Below are 22,718 nucleotides of genomic sequence, written 5' to 3' on the forward strand. Positions count from 1 at the left end.
GTCACCGCCGCCTTAAACAACTCTTCACCCGCCAAGACCACATTCGCCGTCAGCCGAGTTCGCTTTGAGAATATGGAGAGGCCGGCTTGAGTCCCGCGTTGAGCAGCGGAAGTCTGCTCGATCTCGCCAAGAGCCGCCAGCCGGCGGACCGAGAACGCCTGTTGCTGGCGATCGCGGACCTGTGCGATTCGCCCGGCGGCGGCGAGGCGATGAAGACGCCCGCCATCCAGGCCCTGCTCTCCTCGATCTTCATGAGCCTCGTGGTCGAGGCCGAGCGCGACATCCGCCACCGCCTGTCTCAGAAGCTCGCGTCCGCCGACTGGGCGCCCAACGCGCTCGTCAACGTCCTGGCGCTGGACGACATCGAGATCGCCCGCCCCATCATCGCCCGCAGCCCGGTGCTGCAGGACGCCGACCTGATCCGCCTGCTGGTCGAGGCGACCATCGAGCACCAGATCGAGGTCGCCCGCCGCCCGCACCTTTCGAACCAGGTGGTCAGCGCGATCCTCGACGAGGGCGAGCCGGCCGTGCTCACGGCCCTGGCGGGGAACAAGACGGCCGAGCTCTCGCCGGACGACATGGCCGAGCTGGTGGAGGCGTCGCGCCAGATCGCCGCCCTGCGCACGCCGCTCGTGGAGCACCCCAAGCTGACGGGCCAGCTCGCCAAGCGGCTCTACCTCTGGGCCGGCCTGGCCCTGCGGCAGGGTCTGGCGGAACGCTTCCGCCTCGACGTGACGGTGCTCGACGAGGCGCTGGCCGCCTCGGTCAACGAAGCCCACCACGGCCTGTCCCGCGAGGTGGCCCTGCGGACCAGCCGCGACGGCGAGCACGAGGCCATGGAGCGGCGGCTGATCGAGAAGCTCCATTCGGCCGGCCAGCTTCGCGCGGGCTACCTGATCCGGGCCCTGCGCGAGGGACGCCTCGGCCTGTTCGCCAGCGCGCTGTCCGTGCTGGGCGGCTTCGAGCCGGCCCAGGTGCAGGCGACCCTCGACTCCGACCGTCCCGAGCTCCTGGCGCTCGCCTGCGCCGCGGTGGGGATCGACCGGTCGGTATTCCCGGACATCCTCGAAATGGCCCGCAAGCTCAACGACGGCCGGCCCGGCGGCGGCGCGGCGGGCGCGCGCAAGGCCTCGGTCGCGTTCGCGCCGGTTTCGCCCGAAGTGGCGGGCGCGGCGTTCCGCCAGGCCGCGAAATCGCTCGCCGCCTGAACGACACCCTTTGACACGACGGCAAGCTTCGGCGTTTCTGGCCGCCGATGAGGAAGTCGTTCGTCACCCGTCTCACCTTCGTGGCCAGCAACCGTCCTGAAGCGCAGGAGGCGCGGGACAAGCTGGTCGCACGCTATGGCGACGCCGGGCTCGAGGACGCCCAGGTGATCGTGGCCCTCGGCGGCGACGGCTTCATGCTGGAGACCGTCCACGGGCTGATGGCCTCGTCCAAGCCCATCTACGGCATGAATCGCGGCTCGGTCGGCTTCCTCATGAACGAGTTCGCCGAGGAAGACCTGCTGGGCCGTATCAACGCCGCCGAGCAGGCCGAGATCCATCCGCTGCGGATGCAGGCGGTGGACGTGAGCGGCCAGACGCATGAAGCCCTCGCGTTCAACGAGGTGAGCCTGCTGCGCACCACCCGCCAGGCGGCCAAGCTGCGCATCTCGGTCGACGGCAAGGTGCGGCTCTCGGAGCTGATCTGCGACGGCGCCCTGATCTCCACGCCGATGGGCTCCACGGCTTACAATCTATCGGCGCACGGCCCGATCATCCCCCTGGACGCCAAGATCCTGGCGCTGACGCCGATCAGCGCCTTCCGCCCCCGCCGGTGGCGCGGCGCCCTGCTCTCCCACACCGCGCGCCTGCGCCTGGAGGTGCTGGAAGCCGAGAAGCGGCCGGTGAGCGCGGTGGCCGACAACTTCGAGGCCCCCAACGTGCTGGAGGTCTATATCGCCGAGGATCGCGACGTGGCGCTGTGCATGCTGTTCGACGCCGGCCGCAGCCTCGAGGAACGCGTGCTCGCCGAGCAGTTCTCGGTCTGACCGGGCGGCTCCAGCCCCCCCAAAACGCCCCGGCCCTCATCGCTCGTTAACGAGTTCACCCTATCGTTTTTCGGCGAGCCGTCGGGAGTATGCAACGTGAGCGAGCCGAAGACCGGACAAGTGTTCCAGGCGCCGAATGCGCTGCGACTCAAGGTCGGCGGCAGTCGTCTGGGCGCTATCGATCCGGCCGCGATCGCCAAGGCCGAGGCCGCGCTCAAGAGCCTTTCCGGCAACTTCACCCAGTGGCTGAACGACGAGATCACCAAGCTGGAAGGCGCGCGCCAGACGGTGCGCAGCGACGGCCCCTCGGCCGAGAACATGGAGTCGCTCTACCTGCGCGCCCATGACCTCAAGGGCCTGGGCGCCACTTACGGATTCCCGCTGATCACCCGCATCGCCGGCCTGCTCTGCCGCCTGATCGACGACAAGGCCAAGCGCCTGCAGGCCCCGATGAGCCTGATCGACGCCCACATCGACGCGATCAAGGCCGCCGCCCGCGACGACATCAAGACCGACGACCATCCGATCGGGAAGATCCTCGTCCAGGAGCTGGAAGGCCGCATCAAGGAATTCGGCGCCTGAGGCCGACCTCCGCCTGACGGCGGGCCCGCACACATCGTCATCGCCGCCTGCGCGGAGAGCCCGAGCCTCCGCCGCGATCAGCCGTGCGCCCAGCCGCCATCGACGTTGAAGACCTGCCCGGTGACGAAGGCGGCGGCGTCCGACGCCAGGTAGGCCACCGCGCCCACCAGATCCCGAGCCTCTCCCGGCCGGACGATGCACTGCTGGTTGACGACGAGGTCCACGATCGCGCTCAGCCGATCGCCCTTGATCACGCGGCCTTCGGTGGCCTTGTTCATGGGGATCAGGCCCGGGGCGACCGCGTTCACCGTGACGCCGAAGGCGCCGAGCTCATGCGCCAGCGAGCGCGTGAGGCCTACGAGCCCGCCCTTGGACGTGATGTAGGGCGTGATGTCGGTCGGCAGGCCTCGATCGAAGGTCGTCGAGGTGATGTTGATGATCCGCCCGGACCGCGCCGCCTTCATCGACGGGATCACCGCGCGGGCGCAGAGCCACGCGCCGGTCAGATTCACCGCCAGATGCTGGTTCCATTGATCGAGCGTGAACGTCTCCGAAGGTCCGGCTCCGAACACGCCCCCCGCGTTGTTCACGAGCACGTCGATCGGCCCGAACGCCTCGACGGCGGCCGCGAAGCCGGCTTCCACCGAGGCCTCGTCCCGTACGTCGATGGTCACGGCCATGGCGCGGCCGCCATCCTGGGAGATCGCCTCGGCCTGGGCCGTGGCGCCGGCGCCGTTGATGTCGGCCACGACCACCCTGGCCCCTTCGCGCGCCAGATGCGCCGCATAGGCCGCCCCCAGCCCCTGGGCGGCGCCCGTGACGAAAACCACCTTGTCTTCCAGCAACTTCATCGCGACCAACCCTGAAAACTGCGTCGTTGAATCGTCCGGCGGACGCCCGCGCCAAGAATCACCGCCCGGCCCTGGGCGGCGTCGGGTCGAGCAAACCGGACCGGGCGAGGCCTAGCCCCGGCGACCTTCCGCCGAGATGCGCTCCATCGGCTCGGCCACGGCGCCGTAGCCGGCGTCCGGCGGCAGCACCAGGAAGTTCGCCTCCCCGCGCCGCTCGACCGTCGGCAGCACGGTGACCAGAGTTCGGGCTTCCGCCCGTGTCACGCAGTCGTCGGCGCTGACCGCCTCGGCCAGCAGCTGAACGTTCATCCGCGTCGGGAAGATCACCGTCCTCTGTCCGGCTTCGGCCAGCCGCAGCACCTCGCCCGGCGCGATCCACTCGGCGTCGACGGCCTCGCGCCCGTCGCACACCGCCACCTGATCGGCCGGCGCCCGGATCGCGTAGAACCAGGTGTCGAAGCGCTTGGGCATCATCACCGGCGTGATCCACCGGGCGAAGACGGTGAGCGCATCCAGCCTGAGCCTCACGCCCAGGTCGCGCACCACGTCGAGGAAGGCCACCTCTCCCCGGTCGACGGCCTCCCGCAGCGACAGCTCGCAGGCCTCGGCGAAATGGCGGCCGTCGTGGTGTTCGGCCAGCAGGACGCCCGCCTCCTCCCAGGCCTCGCGGATCGCGCCGATGCGCAGCGTGCGCTGTTCGTCGTCGAAGGCGTCCCAGCCGACGCAATGGGCCGCCCAGGCCGCATCGGCGTCGCCGGCGTGGGTCTTGCCGCCCGGGAACACCAGGGCCCCCGAGGCGAAGTCGATCTGGTGATGGCGCTTGACCATCAGCACCTGGAACTCGGGCTCGTCGCGCAGGAGCAGGACGGTGGCGGCGGGCCTGGTTTCGGCCGCTTGCCGCGGCCCGTCTCTTTGGGGCGTTTCGCTCATGGCCCGAGCTTGCGGGGGTGACCGCGCGGAAGTCGAGTCCGGCGTGGCCGCCGGTCAGGCGTCGAGCACCAGTTGCGGAGCTTCCTCGGGCGGCCGGCCCAGCCGGTCGAGCAGATAGTCCACGTCCTCCCGGGCGACGCTCTGGGGCTGGGTGAGGAAGCGCTGCAGCATCCGCTCCTGGAAGCGCGCCTGGTCGTTGGCGCCGCCGTCGAACTCCATGGAGTGGAAGGTGTCCACGGCCGCCCGGAACGCCGGGAACAGCCGCGCCGGCAGGCCGGCCCGCTCGTAGATGGCCCGCAGGCCCAGGGGCCCCGCGTCGTGGATCATCAACCAGGTGCGATGATGGGGCACGCCGGCCAGTTCGGCCACGCCCCATTCGAAGAACGTCATGTGGCCGTGCGCCAGCGCGCGCAGCAGCAGCGAGGCGGTGAGCCGGCCCTCGACGTTGAGATGGGTCACCAGACCGCGGACGTCCGCCGCGCGCCCGGCCTGGTCGACGATGTCGACGGTGGCGCGCTCGGCCGCGCCGGTGGCGATCTCCAGCGCCGCCTCGGCGCTGAGCGCGTGGTGGGTCTCCAGGTGCTGGCGGACCTGGCCGCTCACCAGGGTGATCAGCCGCTCGGTGATCGAGAGCGGCAGGGCGTTGCGATAGGCCACAGCGGCCAGCACGCGCTCGGAGGCCTCGAACCGCTCGATCACGCGGCCCAGCCCCTTCTCGCCGAACTCCGCGCCGGGATTGGCGCAGGCCGCGGTGACGGCGCGCTCGCCGCCATGCTCGGCGATGCTGTCGGTGACTTTCGGCGAGAGGGTCGGGCGCTTGGCGATGGCCACCTGCCGCACCGGGCCGCCCAGGCGGACGATCTCGGCGAGGTCGTCGTCGGTGAAGGCCGGCGAGAACGCCAGCATCGGCAGGCAGATGCTCTCGACATCGCGCGCCAGGCGCAGGGCCACGTCGCGCGGCACGATCGGCGACGCCTGGAGAGTCTCGGAGATCGCCCCGCGGACCAGCTCGGTCGCATCCGCCGCCATCACGCGGAGGATGTCGGCGGCCAGGGCGCGATCCTCGTCGCTGAGCCCCTCGCGCCGCATGTTGCCGCAGAGCTTGCGGGCCGCGAGCGCGCGTTCGTCCGGCGTGGCGCCTTTCACCAGCGTGCGGATATCGGAATCCGTCAGCGCTGTGCGCGTGGTCGCCATGCCCTGGAAGCCCCTCCCGAATTACGCCCCAAATCGCACGAATCGAGAGTGGGCGGTGAAGCTTAACGAGGCGTTGCCGGGGAATCTCGGGATTAAGGATTTCACGTAACGCCGCGCGAACGGCTGGAGCCCTACGACGGGCGTTCCAAGCTTCGCAGGATCCGGCCGTGCGCCTCACGACAGCCTCCGAAAGCCCCGCCGGGCCGGGCCTCGGCCAGGAGGGCATGAAAGCCCAGGCGGCGCTGCTTCCCTATGCATTGCTGGCGTTTGGCGTCTGCCTGCCGATCTTCGTCTGGGTCGCGAGCCATGCCGCGAACGCCGCCTGGATGAGCGCGTCGTTCGCGGTGTTCGCGCTCGGCTGGGGCGCCTTCTACGCCGTGGTCGGCTGGCTGAAGACGCCCGATGCGGCGAATGCCCGCAGGCGCGCGCGCGTGCAGATCCTGGGCGGCCTGATCTGGGCGGCCGCCATCGCCCAACTCACCCTCTTCGCCGAGGGGGCGGGTCCCGCCCGCGACACCCTCGAACTGCTGGCCCTGGGCGCGGCCATCGTCTGCGTCGTCTTCACCGCGCCCTGGCTGCCGAGCCTGCTGATCGTGGCGCCGGCGGCGCTGGCCGCCCCGCTGGCGGCCTTCGCGTTCCGGGATCACGCGCCCCCTCTGGGGCCGGCCGCCATCGCCGCGGCCGCCCTGGCCCTCGCCCTGGCGCTGCTGGTCAACACGATCCTGCGCGGTCAGTTCGCCCTGGCCGCCGAACGCGAGACGCTGATCGCCGAACGCGCCGAACAGGCCGAGGCCGCCCGCCGGCTGGCCCGTTCGAAGTCCGACCTCGTCTCCACCCTCTCCGACGAGATCCGCAACGGCCTCGCCAGCGTGGCCCATCTCCTCGGCTCGGCCGCCGGCCGCAGCCGCGCCGCCCCCTCGCGCCAGCAGATCGCCGCCGCCCTCGACGCCGTGAACGACCTGCTGAACGTGCTGGAGACCACGGTCGACGCCGAGAACGCCGAGGCCGGCCGCCTGACCGTCGAGGCCCGCCCGATCGACCTCGCCGCCCTGGCCGTGGACCTGGTCGCCGCCCATCGCGCGGCGGCGGCCGCCAAGGGGCTGGAACTGTCGCTCCACATCGAGCCGGACCTCGCCGACGCGCGAGGGGCCGCGGCAGCCGATCCCGCCCGCGCCCGCCAGGTGCTCTCCGCGCTCATCGGCAACGCCGTGAAGTTCACGCTGCGCGGTCGGATCGAGGTGCGGCTGAGCCGCCCGTCGGCGGGCCGGATCTCGGTGGCCGTGGCCGACACCGGGCCAGGGCTCGACGACGACGAGGTCGCCCGGGCGCTGCAGCCGTTCCGGCGCGTGACGCGCACCAGCGCCGGCAGCCCCGGCGCGGGCCTGGGACTGCCGCTGGCCGCCCAGCTGGCCCGGCTGATGGACGGCGAACTCCGCATCGAGAGCGCGCGCGGGATCGGGAGCTGCTTCACCCTCGACCTGCCGTTCGACGCCACGGCGACCCCGGCCCAGGCGCCCGCCGCCCCGGCGCTGACCGCGCCCGACGCTCGGCGACTGAGGATCCTGGCGCTCGAACCCGAAGCCCTGCCGGCGGCGATGCTGCGCGCCAGCCTCGAGCAGCTGGGCCATCAGGTGGTGCACGCCGCCGACGCCAGCCGCGCCGTGGAGCTCGCGCGTGTCTGCGACCTCGACCTCGTGGTCGCCGCCGATCCCGCCGCCGTCGCGGGCCTGCGCGCCCTGCCCGGCGCGGCGGCCCGAACGCCCATCATCGCCCTGGCCGACGGCGAGGCCGAGGAGGCCGAGGCCGCCTTGACGTCCGGGGCCGACGCCCTGCTCCGCCGGCCGGCGACCGCGCCGGCGGTGGCGCGCGCCATCGCCGAGGCCATGGCCCCCTCGGCGCCCGCCAACGACCGGGCGGTAGCCTAGGCCCGCCGTTCTGTGGCAAGGGACCCTCAAAAGGGAGGGTACGCGTGCTGCTCAAGGGTCTGAAGGTCGTCGACTTCACCGCCTACATCGCCGGCCCCGGCGCGGCCGCCATCCTGGGCGACTGGGGCGCTGAGGTGATCAAGGTGGAGCGCCCCGGCGGCGACAACATGCGCCACGTGTTCGCCGACCTGAAGAACGACCTCGGGGCCAACCCGACGTTCGAGCTCGACAACCGTGGCAAGCGGGGCGTGGTCCTGGACATCACCAAGCCCGCCGGCCGCGACGCCCTGGCCAAGCTCGCCGAGACCGCGGACGTCTTCCTGACCAACACCCGCCCGGCGTCGCTCAAGAAGTACGGCCTGGACGAACCCACGCTGCGCAAGATCAACCCCCGGCTCGTCTACGCGGTGATCACCGGCTATGGGCTGGAAGGTCCCGACGCCCACCTGCCCGGCTTCGACGTCACCGCCTTCTGGGCGCGCTCGGGCATCGGCTACATGACCGCGCCCAAGGGCGCCGAGCCGTTCATGCGCACCTCGGGCATGGGCGACCACTCGACGTCGCTGGCCACTGTGTCGGCGATCCTGGCCGCCCTCTACGAGCGGGAGAAGACCGGCAAGGGCCGGCTGGTGCAGACGTCGCTGCTGGCCACCGGCGTCTACCTCTGGGGCTCGGACCTGGCGGTGCAGCTCAAGTTCGGCCGCGTCGCCTCGGTGCGCCCGCGCGACAACCCGATCAACGCGCTGGCCAACCACTTCAAGAGCGCCGACGACCACTGGTTCGTGCACAATCCGCGCGGCGGCTCCGGCGGCTGGGAGGCGTTCCTGAAGGTGGCCGGGCGGCCCGACCTGATCACCGACGAGCGGTTCGCCAGCGGCAAGGCCCGCCGCGCCAACGCCCGCGAACTGGCGGCCGAGCTCGACGCCGCCTTCGCCGCCATGCCGATGGCCGAGATCGCGCGGCGGCTCGACGAAGCCGACCTCGTCTGGGCCCCGATGCAGACGCCCGCCGAGGTGGACAAGGACCCGCAGATCGCCGCCGCCGGCGCCTTCGTCGCGGTGGAGGACGGCCAGGGCGGCACCTACCGCTCGCCCGCCGCGCCGGCCCGCTTCCCCGGAGCCGACGCCGAGGTGCGGCCGCGCGCCCCGCGCCTGGGCGAACACACCCGCGAAGTGCTCCTGGAGATGGGCTACAGCGAGGCCGACGTCGAATCGATGTTCTCGGACGGCGCGGCCGCCTAGCGGGAATCGCGGACGCCGCCTTGATCTCGATCAAGGCCGAGGTTTGCGAACCCGCCAGAGAAGGCGAGATGCAGATTGTCAGGCCCCTGGCGGCCGCGTTGCTGCGCGACGGGGTCCTGAGGCGTGGGCGCTCGCCAGCCGGCGAGCCGGTGGCCCGCGTCGGAATCGCCGTGGCGTGCGTCGCCGCCGGCGCCCTGCTCGCTTCGGCCTCGGCTCCGTGGCTGGACGGCGCGCACTTCATCATCCTGCTGCCGGCGGTGGGCGCCGCGACCCTGCTTTCCGGGCCCCTGCCCGGCCTGCTGGCGGTCGTCCTCGCGGCCGGCGCGGCGCATCTCTACGGCGGCGACCTCCAGGCCAGGACGAACTCCGGCCTGGCCATGTTCGCGGTCATCGCGCTCTGGGACGTGGCGCTGATCTCGGCCCTTCTGGCCGCGGCCCAGCGTTCACAGGCCGCGCTGGCGCGCGTCGAGGTCCTCAACAGCGATCTCCAGGCCAGCGAGGCCCGTTTCCGCGATCTGCTCGAGGCGGCGCCGGACGCGATCGTGATCAGCGACAGCGCCGAGCGCATCGTGCTGGTGAACGCCGAGGCCGAGCGGCTGTTCGGTTACGACCGCAGCGATTTGCTCGGGCGAACCGTGGACATGCTGATGCCCGAGCGGTTCCGCGATCATCACCAGGGTCGCATCACCGTCTTCGCCGCCAAGGGCGGGCGCCGGCGGATGGGCGACGGCGAGGCGATGCATGGCCTGCGCCGCGACGGGTCGGAGTTCCCCATCGAGACCAATCTCAGCCGTCTTCCAGGCAGTTCCGAGGGCCTGGTCTGCGCCGTGGTCCGCGACCTGACGATCCGCCGCGAGCATCAGGCCACCCAGTCGCTGCTGATCCGCGAACTGAATCACCGGGTGAAGAACACCCTGGCCAGCGTGCAGTCGATCGTCGCCCAGACGCTGCGCACCGCCGCCACCCCGGGGGCGTTCAACGAGGCGCTGACCGCACGGATCATGGCGCTGTCGCAGAGCCACGACGTCCTGACCCGAAACGACTGGTCCGGCGCCCACATCGCCGACATCGTCGCCGAGCAGCTCAAGCCCTACGAGCGCGATGGCGACGTCGCGTTCCGGCTGTCGGGGCCCGACATCCAGCTCCGGCCCAACCGCGCCGTGGCCCTGGGCATGGCGGTCGGCGAGCTTTGCACCAACGCGGGGAAGTTCGGGGCCCTGTCGGCGGCCGGCGGCTCGGTGGAGGTCGTCTGGGACCGTCACGAGAAGGACGGCGTCCCGCAGCTCCGTCTGGTCTGGACCGAGCGCGGCGGGCCGCCGGTCCAGCCGGCCAGGCGGCGCGGTTTCGGCGCCCGGATGATCACCCGCAGCCTGTCCACTGGCCTGCACGGGGCGGCGCGGATCGCGTTCGACCCGGCGGGCGTGGTCTGCGAGATGGAGTTCCCGCTCCTGGAGAGCGAAGCGCGGCCCGCGGGTTAGGCTCGCACGCCGTCGAGCCCGCTGGTCGGCGGCGGCGGCGCGCTCAGAAGCGGCCGGGATTGTAGCCGTCGGGCGCGCGGCCGTGCACGCCGGTGCTCAGCCATTCGGCCTCGGCGGCCTTGTGGACGAACTGCTCGGCCACCAGCCAGGCCTTGACCGGCCGCAGGGTCGCGAGACAACCGCCCAGCAGGGCCGGCATCACCACCGCGAACTGGGCCCAGATCGGGGGCTGAAACGAGGCGGCCCAGATCGCCCAGAGGGCGACCACAACGATCCCCACGCCGCTCATGACGAAGAAGGCGGGCCCGTCGGCCGGTTCGGCGAAGGCGAGGTCGAGGCCGCACGCCTCGCAGCGGTCGGAGAGCTTGAGGAACCCCTTGAACAGGTGGCCCTCGCCGCACCGCGGGCAACGGCAGCGGAGGCCCACGCTGATGGAGGAGAGTTTGCCGGCCTGGCTGGTCATGGCGTCGACCTTTCCATACAATCTGCAATGTATGCATACATTGCTTCACTAATGTATGGATTCATCGACGAAACGCAAGGATTTCGTGATGTCGCTGAACGTCGGATGGCTGGACCGGGTGGGCGCGAGCGGCGGCCCAATCTACCTGGCGATCGTCGAGGCCCTGGCCCAGGCGATCCGGTCGGGCGATCTGCAGCCCGGCGACCGGCTGCCGCCCCAGCGCCAGGTCGCCGCGCGGCTGGGCGTCGACCTCACCACCGTCACCCGGGCCTACTCCACGGCGCGCCAGCGCGGCCTGGCGGACGGGACGGTCGGCCGCGGCACCTTCGTCCGCGCGCCCGCCGAAGACGCCGACGAGGCGGGGCTGGTCGACCTCACCATGAACCTGCCGCCGCCGCCCCACGGCCTGGCGCTCGGGCGACTGCTCGCGGCCACCAGCGCCGACATCCTGGCCCACGCCGATCCCGCCATCCTCATGGGCTATCACCCGGGGTTCGGCGCGGCCGGCCAGAGAGCGGCGGGCGCGCACTGGCTTTCGCCCGCTCTCGGCGAGGTCGAGCCGGATCGGGTGCTGGTGGCGCCGGGGGCGCAGGCGGCGTTGGCCGCCGTCCTGTCGATGTTGCGCCGCCGGGGCGACGCGCTGGTCGTCGAGCCCCTGACCTATCCCGGCGCGATCGGGCTGGCCCACCATCTGGGGCTGCGGCTGGTCCCCTGCCCGACCGACGACGCCGGTTTCGTCCCGGACGCCCTGGCGGAGATCTGCGCGCGCGAGCGGCCCGCCGCGATCTATCTGGTCCCCACCCTGCAGAACCCGACCACCACGACCACGACCCCGGCCCGCCGCCGCGAGATCGCCCGCATCGCGACGGCCGAGGAGGCCTGGATCGTCGAGGACGACCCCTATGCCCGCCTTCTCGAGACGCCGCTTCCTGCGCTCGCCGCGCTGGCGCCCGAGCGGACCTTCCACGTGGCGACGCTGGCCAAGACCCTGAGCCCCGGCCTGCGCGTCGCCTACCTGGTCTGCCCGCCCGGCTGGGCCGATCGCACGACCGACGCCCTGCGCGCCGTCGCCCTGATGCCCGCGCCGCTGATGGTCGCCGTCGCCACCCGCTGGATGCAGGACGGGACGGCCGAGGCGGTGCTCGCCGGGGTCCGGGCCGAGGCCATCGCCCGCCGCGAGATCGCCTCGCGCCGGCTGCCGGGCGCTGTGGGCGCGCCGCAGAGCCTGCACGTCTGGCTGCCGCTGGCCGACGAGGCCGCCTCCGAGCGGCTGCGCGCCGAGGGCCAGGCGCGGGGCCTGGCGCTGGTGACCTCTGAAGCGTTCCGCGCGGGGCCCGGCGGCGGCGCGGGCGCCCGCCTCTCGCTCGGCGGACCCGCGCGTCGCGCGTCGCTGGAACGTGCGCTGGGGGCGCTGGCCGCGCTGGTCGCCGAAGCGCCGCCCTCGCGGTCGGCGGTCGTCTGAAGCGACCTAGCTCTCGCGGCTGTCCGAGAAGAGCTTCAGCATCTCGCTGGTGAACAGCGAGCCCGCCAGCCGGCTGCCCACGCCCAGCTGGTCGGCCGGTTGCGAGCCTTGCAGGATCATGGCCACCAGGGCGTCCTGCTGGCGCGCCCGGGCGCTCTGGCGCGTCGAGGCGTACTGGATGAACCCGCCGTCCTGGGGCTCGGGCGCGGAGGCGGGCGCGACGCCGTCCTGGGCGCCGGCGGTGCGCGTGAGATTGGCGTAGACCTCGCCAACGGTCGCCGCCCGCCCCTGGCGGTAGAAGATCGAGCGGTTGGCCTGGGCCGCGTCGGGGAACAGGGCCGCGGCGGAGGCTTCGGGCCTGGTCTGGACCGCCTCGATCAGCCGGGCCGAGCCCTTGGGGCCCAGGAAGTGGGCGGCGTAGAGTTCGCCTGCGGTGGGCGTGCGGCCCGTGCGGCCCTTCAGATAGGCGGCGTGATCCGAGGCCAGCTCGCCGGCCATGAGCGAGGCGGCGTGCGGGTCCATGCGCAGGTCCATGACCGCGCGCCGGGCCTCCGAGCCCGCCACGTGATAGCGGCCGTCCGCGCCCCTGGAGATCAGGTCGGCGTAGCGGGCGTAGCCGTACTTCGATCCGTGCTGCTTGAGGGTCGACAGCCAGGTCTGCTCGACGAACTGGAAGAGGCCGGCCGCCGACGAGCTGGAGGCCTTGGCGTGCGGATTCATCCCGCTTTCGCGCCCGGCGGTCTTCATCAGGAACCCGAAATCCACGCCCGTCGCCTTGGACGCGCGCTGGATGGCGGCTTCGACGATGCCTCTGATGCCTTCCACGGCCATGCCCATGGAGTCGTCGATCATGGTTAATGCGCCGCTAAGCCCCGGGCGTTCGTTGGGGCGATCGTTCAACTACGTGTGTAATTTACACGAAAGAGTACGTGTGTAATATCTTCTTCCGCAAAGGAAGGAGCCGCCCATGGCCACCCGCGCCTACACCCCCTTCGAACCCACGCCGCAGACGCGCCGGCTCTCGGCCGCCACCACCGCCGTCCTCGCCGCCTCGCTGGGCGCGCACGGCCTGCTGGCCGCCTACCTGGCGATGATGCACTTCGCTCCGCCGAAGACCCCCATCGCGATCGACGAGCCCCCGCCCATACTCGTCACGACCTTCAAGCGACCACCGCCACCGCCCCAGGCCGCGCCCGAGAAGCCGAGGATCACGGTCCACACGCCCCCGACTGTCCTGACGGTCCCGAGCATCCCGCCGCTGCCGATCGAGCCGCCGCCCCTCGTGGCCCCGCCGCCGATCGGCCCCATCGCGTCGCTGACCCCGCCCACGCCGCCGACGCCCCCGCGCGATCCGGTGATCCGCAACCCGACGTGGTCGAAGCTGCCGGGCGCCGACGAATTCGCCCGCTACTATCCCGACCGCGAGATGCGCATGGGCATCGAGGGCAAGGCCACCCTCTCCTGCCAGGTGACGGCCAAAGGCTCGCTGACCGGCTGCCGGGTGGCCTCGGCCGATCCCGACCCCAGCGGGTTCGGCGCCGCGGCCCTGAAGCTCGCCCGCTACTTCCAGATGAAGCCCCAGACCGTCGACGGCCAGGCGGTGGACGGCGCCCAGGTGCTGATCCCCATCCGCTTCAGGCTGAAGTAGCACCCAGGCCCTGTCGCCCCCGGATCGTCATGGCCGGGCTCGTCCCGGCCACCCAGACACGCAGACGTCAGAAGTGGGCCACACGGTCCGCCCGCTGCCCGCCCGGTGCTTCTGGATGGCCGGGACAAGCCCGGCCATGACGTATCGCGCCGGCTTGCGCGGCCCGAACCCTGCTCAGTAGCTCTTGGGCAGGCCCAGGACGCGCTCGGCGATGTAGTTGAGGATCATCTCGCGGCTGACCGGGGCGATGCGGGCGATCATCGCCTCGCGCATGTAGCGTTCGACGTGGAATTCCTTGGCGTAGCCCATGCCGCCGTGCGCCATCACCGCCGCCTCGCAGGCGCGGAAGCCCGCCTCCCCGCCCAGGTACTTGGCGGCGTTGGCCTCGGCGCCGCACTCGCGGCCGGCGTCGTGCAGGGCCGCGGCCTTGAAGGCCATGAGGTTGGCGGCCTCCAGCTCGGCCCAAGCCCGCGCCAGGGGGTGCGCCACCCCCTGGTTCTGGCCGATCGGCCGGCCGAAGACGACGCGCTCCTTGGCGTAGCCCGCCGCCCGCGCCAGGGCCGCGCGGCCCAGCCCCACGGCCTCGGCGCCGATCAGCACCCGCTCGGGGTTCAGGCCCTCCAGCAGGTAGTAGAAGCCCTTGCCCTCCTCGCCGACGAGGTCCTCGACGGGCACGTGCAGGTCGTCGATGAAGACCGCGTTCGATTCCACCGCCTTGCGCCCCATCTTCGGGATCGGCGTGGCGGTGATCCGGCTGCGGTCGAAGTCGGTGTAGAACAGGCTCAGCCCCTCGGTGGGCCGCTTCACCTGATCCTTCGGCGTGGTGCGCGCGATGATCAGCATCTTGGTCGCGCGCTGGGCGTTGGTCGTCCACATCTTGCGGCCCGAGATGACGTAGCCGTCGTTGGTGCGCACCGCGCGGGTGGACAGGCTGGTGGTGTCGAGGCCGGCGTCGGGCTCGGTCACCGCGAAGCACATCTTGTCCTGGCCCGAGATCACCGGCGGCACCGCGCGGCGGCGCTGTTCCTCCGAGCCGAACTTCACCACCGGCATCAGGCCGAAGATGTTCAGGTGGATGGCGCTGGCGCCCGAGAAGCCCGCGCCCGACTGGGCCACGGTCTGCATCATGATCGCCGCTTCGGTGAGGCCGAGGCCCGAGCCCCCCAGTTCCACCGGCATGGCCGTGCCCAGCCAGCCGCCCTCGGCCATGGCCGAGACGAACGCCTCCGGGAATTCGCCGGTCTCGTCGGTCCTGCGCCAGTAATCGGCGTCGAACCGCTCGCACAGGCGCTGGACGCCGTCGCGGATCGCCTGCTGGTCGTCGCTCAGCCAGAAGCCGGTCATGAAGTCCTCGAGAAGCGTGCGGGGTCGAAGCGGGCGGCATGGGGGCCAAGGTCACGCCCGGTCACGCAAGCCGTGATGGTGCGGGCGACCAGCGGCGCGAGCAGCCAGCCGTTGCGCCGCGCGCCTACGGCGAGCAGCACGCCGGGCGCCGCGGCCGGCCCCACCATCGGCAGGCCGTCGGCCGTCGCGGCGCGGACGCCGGCGGCGACCTGGACCGGCGCGTCCCGGCAGGCGGGAAACAAGTCCAGCCCGGCGGCGAGCAGCGGCCCGGCCACCTGTTCGTCGACGGCCACGTCGGCGCGGCCGTGCTCCATCGTGGCGCCGAAGACCATGCTCGCGCCCGGGGCGGCATAGACGCTGCGGGCCCGCACGACGGCCCCGGCCGACGGCGCGGCGACGCGGACGATGTGGCCCTTCACCGGGTTCAGGCCGGCCAGTTCCGGGGCGAGATCCGCCAGGTGGCGACCATGCGCCCCGGTCGCCACGATCAGCACATCGGCGTCGCCGCGCTCGCGCACGGGTTCGGGGCGGAAGATCACCCCCGCCGCCTCGGCCGCGCGGACCAGGGCCGCCAGCGCCGCGGGCGCATCGACACGCCAGTCCTCGCGGGTGAGCAGGGCCCGGTCGACCGCCTCGGAGAGGCCCGGCGCCAGGCTTCGCGCCGTATCGCCGCCGACCTCGGTCGGGCGCAGGTGGAGGGCCGCGAAGCCCGCGGCCAACGTGGCCAGCCAGTCAGCCTCCCCCACCGCCATCGCGCCCGACCGGTCGAGCGCGATCCCGGCCCGCTCGGCGAACCACGGCCAGTGGTCGCGCGCCGCCATCAGCAGGTCGAAGTGCGGCCGGGCCGTCGCGTCCAGCACCGCCTCGAAGGCAGGCGCGATCATGCCCGCGGCGACGCTGGAGGCGTTGGGCCCGCCCGGATCGTGGACGGTCACGCGGGCGCCCGCGTCGGCCAGCGCCAGGGCCGTCGAAAGCCCCAGCACGCCGGCGCCGGCCACGGTGACTCGGGGCGCGCTCGTCATGCGCCTAACGAGCCGCTGGCCTGGCGAAAATCAAGGCCGGAACCAACGCGCGGGCCGTGGATTTCAGGCGCAACGCCACTGGAGAGGAGAGTTCAGATGTCTGCGCCCCAGGCCGGAATCACCCCCACCGGCCGCGCCTCGGCCCGGCCCGACGACGCCGTCACCCCGTTGATCAACGACCACCGCGAAGCCAAGGACCTGTTCAAGCAGTACGAGGCCGCCAAGGGCGACAACCGGAAAAAGCAGGCCATCTATCGCAAGATCGCCGCCGAGCTGCGCATCCACATGCGGATCGAGGAGGAGATCTTCTATCCGGCCTCGCGCAAGTTCGTGGGGGACGAGGGCATGGTCAACGAGGCCGAGGTCGAACACGCCTCGGCGAAGGACCTGATGGACCAACTGGACGGCTTGGAGCCGTCCGATCCCTACTTCGACGCCAAGGTGACGGTCCTCAGCGAGATGATCGACCACCACGTCGAAGAGGAGGAGACCGAGTACTTCCCCGAGTGCCGGCGCTCGACGATGGACCTCAAGGCGATCGGCGAGCAGATGAAAACGCGCAAGGCGGAGCTGAAGGCGGCCCACTGATCTCGCGTTGCCCGCGACCACCGCCGCCACTAGCTTTGCCGGTAGGGCCCGACCGAGGCTCGATCCGGGGCGGCGGTGTTTCGCGCACGTAGCAATCCGTAATGGACGCGAACGGCTCAGCCGCTAGAACCCTCGGTACGTTTTCGAGGGGGACGCTCTAGTTGCTGCGCGAATTCCTGGTCTGGATGGCCACCCAACTCGGGAAGGGCCCGGGCGAGTACGACCCTTCCTGGTCCGACCTGCTGGCCGGCTCGCTGAACTTCTGGGGCCTCCTGGAAGGCACCCACGTGCTCACCCTCATGCTGTTCGCCGGCACCATCTTCATGGTCGACCTGCGGCTCCTGGGCCTGGCGTTCAAGAAGACTCCGGTGTCGACCCTGAGCGACAAGGTGCTGCCGCTGACCGTCTTCGGTTTCGCCGTCATGGTGCTGACGGGCGCCGCACTTTTCTTCGCGAAGCCACTGCTTTACTACCATAACCTCTGGTTCCGCCTGAAGATGGCGTTCCTCGCGGTCGCCGCGATCAACATCCTGATCTTCCACTTTCGGGTGCAGCGCGACCGCGCCGCCTGGGATCGCTCCGAGAAGCCGCCGGCCAAGGCGCGGATCTCGGCGGTCGTCTCGCTGGCCTCGTGGCTCCTGGTGATCATGTTCGGGCGCTTCATCGCCTACGACTGGTTCGACTGCGGCAAGGCCCTGCCCCATTGGGTGAACGTGGCCGAGGAATGCGCCATCTCCGACAAGGGCGCGCTGGACATCGGGGACCTGCCGCAATGACCATCGCCCCTCAGGACTTCTTCCCCCACCTGGCCGACTGGGTGGCCAACCTCGACGACGTCTTCCCCGGCAAGCAGATCAAGCCCTGGTTCGCCCAGTGGGAGGTCGGCCACATCGTCTCCCTGATCCTCCTGGGCGGTTCGAGCATCCTCCTGAACCTGCGCCTGATCGGCGTCGGCCTCACGGAGGAGAGCCCCGCGGAGGTGCGGCGCAACGTCGGCCCGTGGGTGCATGTGGGGGTCGTCGGCGTGGTGCTGACCGGCCTGCTGATCGGCTCGGCCAACGCCGAGCGGCTCTACACGTCGGAGGCGTTCAGCGCGAAGATGGTGGGCCTGCTGGCCGGCGTGATCCTGACCTATGGCGTCAGCCTGCCGCTGGCCAAGGCCGACGGGCGCGCCAGCGCGGGCATGCGGATCGCCGGCGTCCTGGGCCTGGCGATCTTCGCCCTGGCCGTCTGCATGTTCTTCTCGGCCAAGCTGGCCAACCCGGGCCTCTGGCACGTGCTGACCGCCGGCGGGCTGATCGTGCTCTACGCCACGCGGGGTCGGATCCGCTGGATCTACCTGGGCGTCATGCTGGCGCTGATCGCGGCCCAGCAGGTGATGACCCACATCGTGGTCAAGGCCGACGACTACGAACACCTCGACCCGGTGAACAAGACCTTCGCCTTCGTGTTCCTGGGCGTGATCGCCGCCGGGGCCGCCGCCCAGATCGTCGCCTCGAACCGCGGCCAGGGCGGAAGCGCCTTCGCCAAGGGCATGGCCTATGCCGGGATCCTGGTGTGGGTGATGACCGCCGCGGCCGGACGCTGGCTGGCCTTCGCTTGAGGCTCTAGGCCGTCTGCCAGTGCGGCGCCGGGTGCTCTCCGATCCCCCAGCCGCGGTGCCACTCGGGCTCGCCGGCGTAGCGGTGGGCCAGGAAGTCGACGAAGGCGCGGACCTTGGCCGCCAGGTGGCGGGCGTGCGGATAGACGGCGTAGACGTGGATCAGTTCGGGCTCGAAGGCGCAGAGCACGGGGACCAGCCGCCCGGCCCGCAACGCGTCGGCCGCCGCGAAGGCCGGCGCGCGCACGATGCCGAAGCCCGCGACGCCGGCGGCCACGCACGGCTCGGCGCCATTGAACTTCACGCGTCCGCCCACCCGCACCTCACGCGTGTCGTTGTGCGGCCCGAAGCGCCAGATCGTGGGATCGCTGCGGTTGCTGTCGAGGACGACCTCGTGGTTCGCCAGGTCCTCGAGCGAGGCCGGCACGCCCGCGCGGGCCAGGTACTCGGGCGAGGCGCAGGTGACCATCCGCACCGCCGCCAGCCGCCGCGCCACCAGCGAGGAGTCGCTCAGGTGGCCGATGCGCACGGCCACGTCGAACCCCTCCTCCACCAGGTTGACGATCCGGTCGGAGAACGACACGTCCAGCGACACCGCTGAGCAGCCGGCCGCGAAGTCGAGCAGCGCCGGAGTGAGCTGGCCCTGGCCGAAGGAGACCGGCGCCGAGACCTTCAGCGTGCCGCTGGGCCCGCCCTGGTCGCGCACCGAGCTTTCCAGGGCGTCGAACTCCTCCAGCAGGTCGCGCGCGCGTTCGAGATAGGCCTGCCCGGTGTCGGTCAGGGAGACGTCGCGCGTGGTGCGGTTCAGCAGGCGCGCGCCCAGCCGGTCCTCCAGCCGCGCCACCAGCTTCGACGCCTGCGCGCCCGACACCCCCAGCTTGCGCGCCCCGTGGGTGAAGCTGCGCGCCTCGGCCACGGCGGCGAAGGCGCGGATCTCGTCGAGACGGTCCATGAGATTATTTCCTATCCGGACGTACAGTCCTCCAATTTCAGCCGATTATCAACGGCGCCGATAACGACCATCTTCCCCTCACACCCGAGGCGATGGCCCCGGGACAGTCATTCAAAGGAGACCGGAGAGATGTCCCAACCCCGTACCGTCGCCGTCGTCGTGGGCTCGCTGCGCAAGGACTCGGTGAGCCGCAAGCTGGCCAAGGCCTTCGCCGCCCTGACCCCCAACCTGAAGTTCGACATCGTCGAGATCGGCGACCTGCCGCACTTCGACCAGGACCTCGAGTCCGATCCGCCGGCCCAGTGGGTCCGCTTCCGCAAGGAGATCGCCGCGGCCGACGCGGTGCTGTTCGTGACGCCGGAGTTCAACCGCTCGGTGCCGGGCGCGCTCAAGAACGCCATCGACGTGGGCTCGCGCCCCTATGGCCAGAGCGTGTGGAACGGCAAGCCCGGCGCGGTCATCAGCCTGTCGCCCGGCGCGATCGGCGGGTTCGGCGCCAACCACCACCTGCGCCAGTCGCTCGTGTTCCTGAACGTGCCGCTGCTCAGCCAGGAAGCCTACATCGGCAACGCCTTCTCGCTCTTCGGCGACAACGGCGAGCTGATCAACGAAGGCACGGCCGAGTTCCTGCGGGCCTATGGCGCGGCCTTCAGCGCCTGGATCGACCGCATCGCCGACGATGCGCCGGCCGCCAAGGCCGCCTGATCCTGAGTTCCCGCCCCTGACGGCGGCCGGCCCCAGTTCCCCTCCCCCAGGGGCCGGTCATTCAGGGACGAAGGCGGTCCGCGCCGCGCTCTCCCCCAAGATCGGCGCGGACCGCAGACTTTTCCGTCCCCCGCGAGGGACCCGGAGGCCCTCCCCACGGCGCCCGCACACCCGCCGCCGAGGGCCTCCGGAATTCGCGCCCCTGCCCCGCCGACACCTCCCGAGGCCCGTTGCGCCTACGCGGCCGCGGTCTCGGCCTCGTCCCCGTGGCCGTCCAGCGCCGCCTGCAGGGCCTCGTACAGGCGCTGGGCCTCGATGGGCTTGGCGACGAGGGCGTCCATACCGGACTGCAGATATTCCGAGATCTGGTGGCTCATGGCGTTGGCGGTCAGCGCCACGATCGGCGTGCGGGCCCGGCCCTCCGAGCGTTCGCGGGTGCGGATCAGCGCCGTGGCGGTCGGCCCGTCCATCACCGGCATCTGCACGTCCATCAGGATCACGTCCCAGGGCTCGCGCTCCCAGGCCTCGACCGCCTCGCGCCCGTCGGAGACGATCACCGGCTCGATCCCGACCTGGTCCAGCAGCGTGCGCAGCACGAGCTGGTTCATGGCGTTGTCCTCCGCCGCCAGCAAGCGGATCGGCCGCTCGGGCCGGGGCGCCGCCTGGGGCCTGGCCTTCGCCGGCTTCGGCCGGGGCGCAGCGCGCGCCACCTTCTCCAGCGGCAGCAGCGCGGTGAAGGTCGACCCCATGCCGGGCGCGCTGGTGGCCTTGATCGATCCGCCCATCAGCTGGACCAGCTCGCGGCAGATCGCCAGCCCCAGGCCGGTGCCGCCGAATCTCCGGGTCGTCGAGGCGTCGGCCTGCTCGAACTTGCGGAACAGGCCCGCGAGCTGCTTGGCCGTCATCCCGATGCCGGAATCGAAGACGGTAAGCGACAGGTCGCCCTTGTCGCGTCCGATACGCACCTTCACGCCGCCCTTCTCGGTGAACTTCAGGGCGTTGGAGACGAGGTTCCAGAGGATCTGGCGCACGCGCACCTGATCGCCTTCGTAGACGCCGCGCGCCGCGCGATCGACGCTCAGCTCGAAGGTCAGGCCCTTGGTCTGGGCGATGGCCTCGAAGGTGGCGTGGACCGTCTTGGCCAAGGCCGTCACCTCGAAGCGCGCGGTCTCCAGGCCCAGCTTGCCGGCCTCGATCTTCGACAGGTCCAGCACGTCGTTCAGGATCGCCAGCAGGCTCTCGCCCGACTGGCGGATCACGTCGAGCCGCTCGCGCTGGGGGTCGCTCAGGTCGGGCTCGGCGGCCATGGCCTGGGCCATGCCCAGCACGCCGTTCAGCGGCGTGCGGATCTCGTGGCTCATGGTGGCCAGGAAGGCGCTCTTGGCCAGGTTGGCGGCCTCGGCCTCCTCCTTGGCCAGCACCAACGCCCGCTCCGAGGCCTTCTGGGCGGTGATGTTGCGCAAGGCGCCCACCAGGCGAACGGGCCGCCCGTGCTCGTCGGCGATGACCGTCGCGGTTCCGGAGACCCAGACTTCCTGGCCGTCGCCGCGCGCGACGCGATACTGGGGCCGGTAGCTCTCGCCGAGACGCTCGTGGCGGTCCCACATCTCCTGCACGACGGACCGGTCGCGCGGATCGATCGTGGCCCAGATGTCCGTCGCCAGCTCTTCGTAGGTCTTGGGCGTGTCGAAGAACGTGTCCTCCGCCCCCACCTTGATGAGTTCCTGTTGCCTGTAGTCCATCTCGTAGACGTGCAGCTCGGCCAGTTGCATGGCGACGCGCAGGCGCTCCTCGGAGCGCGCGCTGCGCTCCAGCGCTTCCATCAGCCGGGTGATCTCGTACGAGGTGATGATCAGGCCGCCGACCGTCCCGTCGTGTTCGAACCACGGCTTGAGCTGGACGCGGACCCATTCCGAACCGCCGCCCACCTTGGGGATCTGCAGCCGCTCGATGGCGCGTTCGTTCCCCTGGAGGCTGTGCTCGATGCCCGCCCGCCATTGCTCGAACATGTCGGGCCGGAGTTCGTAGAGCGTCTTGCCGATGACCTCCTGGCCTTCGAGGCCCCGGGCCTGGATCCACGGCGGGCTGGCGTAGAGCAGCCGCGCATCCCGGTCGGTGAGCACCATCGAGACGGGCATGGCGTCCACGATCGCCGACATCGTCCTCTGGTAGCCGACCTGCGCCCTGGCGGCGTTGGCCCGGATCCACTCGTCGGCCACGAAGTCCGCGAGATCTTGCAGCCGGCGAAGCAGAACCGGATCGCAGGCGCGCGTCTGGAACCCGGCGACCCAGAGCGCGCCGGGCGTCGTGCCGTCGGCCAGGCGGATTGGCGCGCCCGCGAAGAAGCGGACGTGGGGCGGCCCGGCGACCACCGGATCGTCGGAGAATCGCGGATCAGCGCTGGCGTCCTCGACCCAGATCGCCTCGCCCCGGTTCATGACCTCGCGGACGCCTCTCGCGTCGCCGTGCAGTTCGGCGCCGGCGGGCCGGCTGCGCCATGACCCGCCTTCGGCCGGCAGCGTGATCTGGGCCTCGACCTCGCCGAAAAGGGTTCGCGCCAGACGCGTCGCGCGATCGAAGATGGGTCCGGATTGCTCCAGACCAGGCGGCGGATCGCCGTCTCGCATCCCCTCGCGCCCCATTCCTCGCCCCTGATGGTCCATCGGCGATCGCGGACCTGCGGCCAAGTTGCACGCTAGCG

General features: G+C 71.5%; 21 protein-coding genes. 12 read left to right on the plus strand and 9 right to left on the minus strand.

From position 1 onward, the window contains the following. Nucleotides 1–98 precede the first annotated feature (98 nt). The 3 genes from GC203_RS00460 (at nucleotide 99) to GC203_RS00470 (ending at nucleotide 2,614) form a co-directional block, all read left to right on the plus strand. On the plus strand, nucleotides 99–1,208 hold the full coding sequence (locus GC203_RS00460) for a DUF2336 domain-containing protein (RefSeq protein WP_293450201.1): 1,110 nt from the start codon (nucleotides 99–101) through the stop codon (nucleotides 1,206–1,208). Nucleotides 1,209–1,255: 47 nt separating this feature from the next. Continuing rightward, complete coding sequence (locus tag GC203_RS00465; protein WP_293450203.1) at nucleotides 1,256–2,032, plus strand: NAD kinase; 777 nt, start codon at nucleotides 1,256–1,258, stop codon at nucleotides 2,030–2,032. 96 nt (nucleotides 2,033–2,128) lie between these two features. Beyond that, complete coding sequence (locus tag GC203_RS00470) at nucleotides 2,129–2,614, plus strand: Hpt domain-containing protein (protein WP_293450205.1); 486 nt, start codon at nucleotides 2,129–2,131, stop codon at nucleotides 2,612–2,614. 77 nt (nucleotides 2,615–2,691) lie between these two features. Here the strand turns inward: GC203_RS00470 and GC203_RS00475 are convergent, their stop codons facing one another. The 3 genes from GC203_RS00475 to GC203_RS00485 form a co-directional block, all read right to left on the minus strand. After that, complete coding sequence (locus tag GC203_RS00475; RefSeq protein ID WP_293450207.1) at nucleotides 2,692–3,465, minus strand: SDR family oxidoreductase; 774 nt, start codon at nucleotides 3,463–3,465, stop codon at nucleotides 2,692–2,694. Nucleotides 3,466–3,576: 111 nt separating this feature from the next. Continuing rightward, complete coding sequence (locus GC203_RS00480; RefSeq protein ID WP_293450209.1) at nucleotides 3,577–4,395, minus strand: NUDIX domain-containing protein; 819 nt, start codon at nucleotides 4,393–4,395, stop codon at nucleotides 3,577–3,579. A 54-nt stretch (nucleotides 4,396–4,449) separates the two neighbouring features. Beyond that, nucleotides 4,450–5,589 (minus strand): DUF2336 domain-containing protein, encoded by a 1,140-nt coding sequence (locus tag GC203_RS00485; RefSeq protein WP_293450211.1) that lies wholly within the window; start codon nucleotides 5,587–5,589, stop codon nucleotides 4,450–4,452. Nucleotides 5,590–5,756: 167 nt separating this feature from the next. Here GC203_RS00485 and GC203_RS00490 point away from each other — a divergent pair, with 167 nt between their 5' ends. The 3 genes from GC203_RS00490 (at nucleotide 5,757) to GC203_RS00500 (ending at nucleotide 10,233) form a co-directional block, all read left to right on the plus strand. Beyond that, nucleotides 5,757–7,514: an ATP-binding protein gene (locus GC203_RS00490; protein WP_366501243.1), complete on the plus strand. Its 1,758-nt coding sequence runs from the start codon at nucleotides 5,757–5,759 to the stop codon at nucleotides 7,512–7,514. Nucleotides 7,515–7,558: 44 nt separating this feature from the next. After that, on the plus strand, nucleotides 7,559–8,755 hold the full coding sequence (locus GC203_RS00495) for a CoA transferase (protein WP_293450213.1): 1,197 nt from the start codon (nucleotides 7,559–7,561) through the stop codon (nucleotides 8,753–8,755). A gap of 68 nt (nucleotides 8,756–8,823) precedes the next feature. Then, nucleotides 8,824–10,233, plus strand: a complete 1,410-nt coding sequence (locus GC203_RS00500; protein ID WP_293450215.1) for an HWE histidine kinase domain-containing protein — start codon at nucleotides 8,824–8,826, stop codon at nucleotides 10,231–10,233. 43 nt (nucleotides 10,234–10,276) lie between these two features. On the opposite strand, the gene GC203_RS00505 is transcribed toward GC203_RS00500, so the two are convergent. Continuing rightward, the gene (locus tag GC203_RS00505; RefSeq protein WP_293450217.1) at nucleotides 10,277–10,696 is read right to left on the minus strand and encodes a DUF983 domain-containing protein; all 420 of its coding nucleotides are present in this window, start codon (nucleotides 10,694–10,696) and stop codon (nucleotides 10,277–10,279) included. Nucleotides 10,697–10,784: 88 nt separating this feature from the next. Here GC203_RS00505 and GC203_RS00510 point away from each other — a divergent pair, with 88 nt between their 5' ends. Then, a complete protein-coding gene (locus tag GC203_RS00510) occupies nucleotides 10,785–12,158 on the plus strand; it encodes a PLP-dependent aminotransferase family protein (protein WP_293450219.1) in 1,374 nt (457 codons plus the stop codon). A gap of 6 nt (nucleotides 12,159–12,164) precedes the next feature. On the opposite strand, the gene GC203_RS00515 is transcribed toward GC203_RS00510, so the two are convergent. Beyond that, the gene (locus GC203_RS00515; protein ID WP_293450332.1) at nucleotides 12,165–12,989 is read right to left on the minus strand and encodes a transglycosylase SLT domain-containing protein; all 825 of its coding nucleotides are present in this window, start codon (nucleotides 12,987–12,989) and stop codon (nucleotides 12,165–12,167) included. Nucleotides 12,990–13,125: 136 nt separating this feature from the next. On the opposite strand from GC203_RS00515, the gene GC203_RS00520 reads away from it, so the two are divergent. Next, nucleotides 13,126–13,806: an energy transducer TonB gene (locus tag GC203_RS00520; RefSeq protein WP_293450221.1), complete on the plus strand. Its 681-nt coding sequence runs from the start codon at nucleotides 13,126–13,128 to the stop codon at nucleotides 13,804–13,806. Between the two features lie 174 nt (nucleotides 13,807–13,980). Here GC203_RS00520 and GC203_RS00525 read toward each other — a convergent pair whose 3' ends face one another. Both GC203_RS00525 and GC203_RS00530 read right to left on the minus strand, forming a co-directional pair. Beyond that, the gene (locus tag GC203_RS00525; protein WP_293450223.1) at nucleotides 13,981–15,150 is read right to left on the minus strand and encodes an acyl-CoA dehydrogenase family protein; all 1,170 of its coding nucleotides are present in this window, start codon (nucleotides 15,148–15,150) and stop codon (nucleotides 13,981–13,983) included. After that, on the minus strand, nucleotides 15,147–16,172 hold the full coding sequence (locus GC203_RS00530) for an FAD-dependent oxidoreductase (RefSeq protein ID WP_293450225.1): 1,026 nt from the start codon (nucleotides 16,170–16,172) through the stop codon (nucleotides 15,147–15,149). The genes GC203_RS00525 and GC203_RS00530 overlap by 4 nt, the downstream gene beginning before the upstream one ends. A 96-nt stretch (nucleotides 16,173–16,268) precedes the next feature. On the opposite strand from GC203_RS00530, the gene GC203_RS00535 reads away from it, so the two are divergent. The 3 genes from GC203_RS00535 (at nucleotide 16,269) to GC203_RS00545 (ending at nucleotide 18,363) form a co-directional block, all read left to right on the plus strand. After that, complete coding sequence (locus GC203_RS00535) at nucleotides 16,269–16,760, plus strand: hemerythrin domain-containing protein (protein ID WP_293450227.1); 492 nt, start codon at nucleotides 16,269–16,271, stop codon at nucleotides 16,758–16,760. Between the two features lie 161 nt (nucleotides 16,761–16,921). Next, on the plus strand, nucleotides 16,922–17,536 hold the full coding sequence (locus GC203_RS00540) for a DUF6644 family protein (RefSeq protein WP_293450229.1): 615 nt from the start codon (nucleotides 16,922–16,924) through the stop codon (nucleotides 17,534–17,536). Then, nucleotides 17,533–18,363 carry a DUF6644 family protein gene (locus GC203_RS00545; RefSeq protein WP_293450231.1) on the plus strand — a complete coding sequence of 277 codons (831 nt, stop codon included), beginning with the start codon at nucleotides 17,533–17,535 and terminating at the stop codon, nucleotides 18,361–18,363. Before GC203_RS00540 ends, GC203_RS00545 begins: the two co-directional genes overlap by 4 nt. Nucleotides 18,364–18,367: 4 nt before the next feature. Here GC203_RS00545 and GC203_RS00550 read toward each other — a convergent pair whose 3' ends face one another. After that, a complete protein-coding gene (locus tag GC203_RS00550) occupies nucleotides 18,368–19,312 on the minus strand; it encodes a LysR family transcriptional regulator (protein ID WP_293450233.1) in 945 nt (314 codons plus the stop codon). 129 nt (nucleotides 19,313–19,441) lie between these two features. Between GC203_RS00550 and GC203_RS00555 the strand changes: the two genes are divergently transcribed. Then, nucleotides 19,442–20,017 (plus strand): NAD(P)H-dependent oxidoreductase, encoded by a 576-nt coding sequence (locus tag GC203_RS00555; RefSeq protein WP_293450235.1) that lies wholly within the window; start codon nucleotides 19,442–19,444, stop codon nucleotides 20,015–20,017. 236 nt (nucleotides 20,018–20,253) lie between these two features. Here GC203_RS00555 and GC203_RS00560 read toward each other — a convergent pair whose 3' ends face one another. Continuing rightward, nucleotides 20,254–22,644 (minus strand): ATP-binding protein, encoded by a 2,391-nt coding sequence (locus GC203_RS00560; protein WP_293450237.1) that lies wholly within the window; start codon nucleotides 22,642–22,644, stop codon nucleotides 20,254–20,256. Between the last annotated feature and the right edge of the window lie 74 nt (nucleotides 22,645–22,718).

It is taken from the genome of Phenylobacterium sp., assembly GCF_016124325.1.
Classification (GTDB): domain Bacteria; phylum Pseudomonadota; class Alphaproteobacteria; order Caulobacterales; family Caulobacteraceae; genus Phenylobacterium.

Coding starts and splice junctions, on each gene's coding strand:
- GC203_RS00465 (WP_293450203.1), top strand. CDS start 1,256: ATGAGGAAGTCGTTCGTCACCCGTCTCACCTTCGTGGCCAGCAACCGT.
- GC203_RS00485 (WP_293450211.1), bottom strand. CDS start 5,589: ATGGCGACCACGCGCACAGCGCTGACGGATTCCGATATCCGCACGCTG.
- GC203_RS00510 (WP_293450219.1), top strand. CDS start 10,785: ATGTCGCTGAACGTCGGATGGCTGGACCGGGTGGGCGCGAGCGGCGGC.
- GC203_RS00545 (WP_293450231.1), top strand. CDS start 17,533: ATGACCATCGCCCCTCAGGACTTCTTCCCCCACCTGGCCGACTGGGTG.
- GC203_RS00555 (WP_293450235.1), top strand. CDS start 19,442: ATGTCCCAACCCCGTACCGTCGCCGTCGTCGTGGGCTCGCTGCGCAAG.
- GC203_RS00520 (WP_293450221.1), top strand. CDS start 13,126: ATGGCCACCCGCGCCTACACCCCCTTCGAACCCACGCCGCAGACGCGC.
- GC203_RS00480 (WP_293450209.1), bottom strand. CDS start 4,395: ATGAGCGAAACGCCCCAAAGAGACGGGCCGCGGCAAGCGGCCGAAACC.
- GC203_RS00500 (WP_293450215.1), top strand. CDS start 8,824: ATGCAGATTGTCAGGCCCCTGGCGGCCGCGTTGCTGCGCGACGGGGTC.
- GC203_RS00550 (WP_293450233.1), bottom strand. CDS start 19,312: ATGGACCGTCTCGACGAGATCCGCGCCTTCGCCGCCGTGGCCGAGGCG.
- GC203_RS00475 (WP_293450207.1), bottom strand. CDS start 3,465: ATGAAGTTGCTGGAAGACAAGGTGGTTTTCGTCACGGGCGCCGCCCAG.
- GC203_RS00525 (WP_293450223.1), bottom strand. CDS start 15,150: ATGACCGGCTTCTGGCTGAGCGACGACCAGCAGGCGATCCGCGACGGC.
- GC203_RS00515 (WP_293450332.1), bottom strand. CDS start 12,989: ATGGCCGTGGAAGGCATCAGAGGCATCGTCGAAGCCGCCATCCAGCGC.
- GC203_RS00505 (WP_293450217.1), bottom strand. CDS start 10,696: ATGACCAGCCAGGCCGGCAAACTCTCCTCCATCAGCGTGGGCCTCCGC.
- GC203_RS00530 (WP_293450225.1), bottom strand. CDS start 16,172: ATGACGAGCGCGCCCCGAGTCACCGTGGCCGGCGCCGGCGTGCTGGGG.
- GC203_RS00535 (WP_293450227.1), top strand. CDS start 16,269: ATGTCTGCGCCCCAGGCCGGAATCACCCCCACCGGCCGCGCCTCGGCC.
- GC203_RS00560 (WP_293450237.1), bottom strand. CDS start 22,644: ATGCGAGACGGCGATCCGCCGCCTGGTCTGGAGCAATCCGGACCCATC.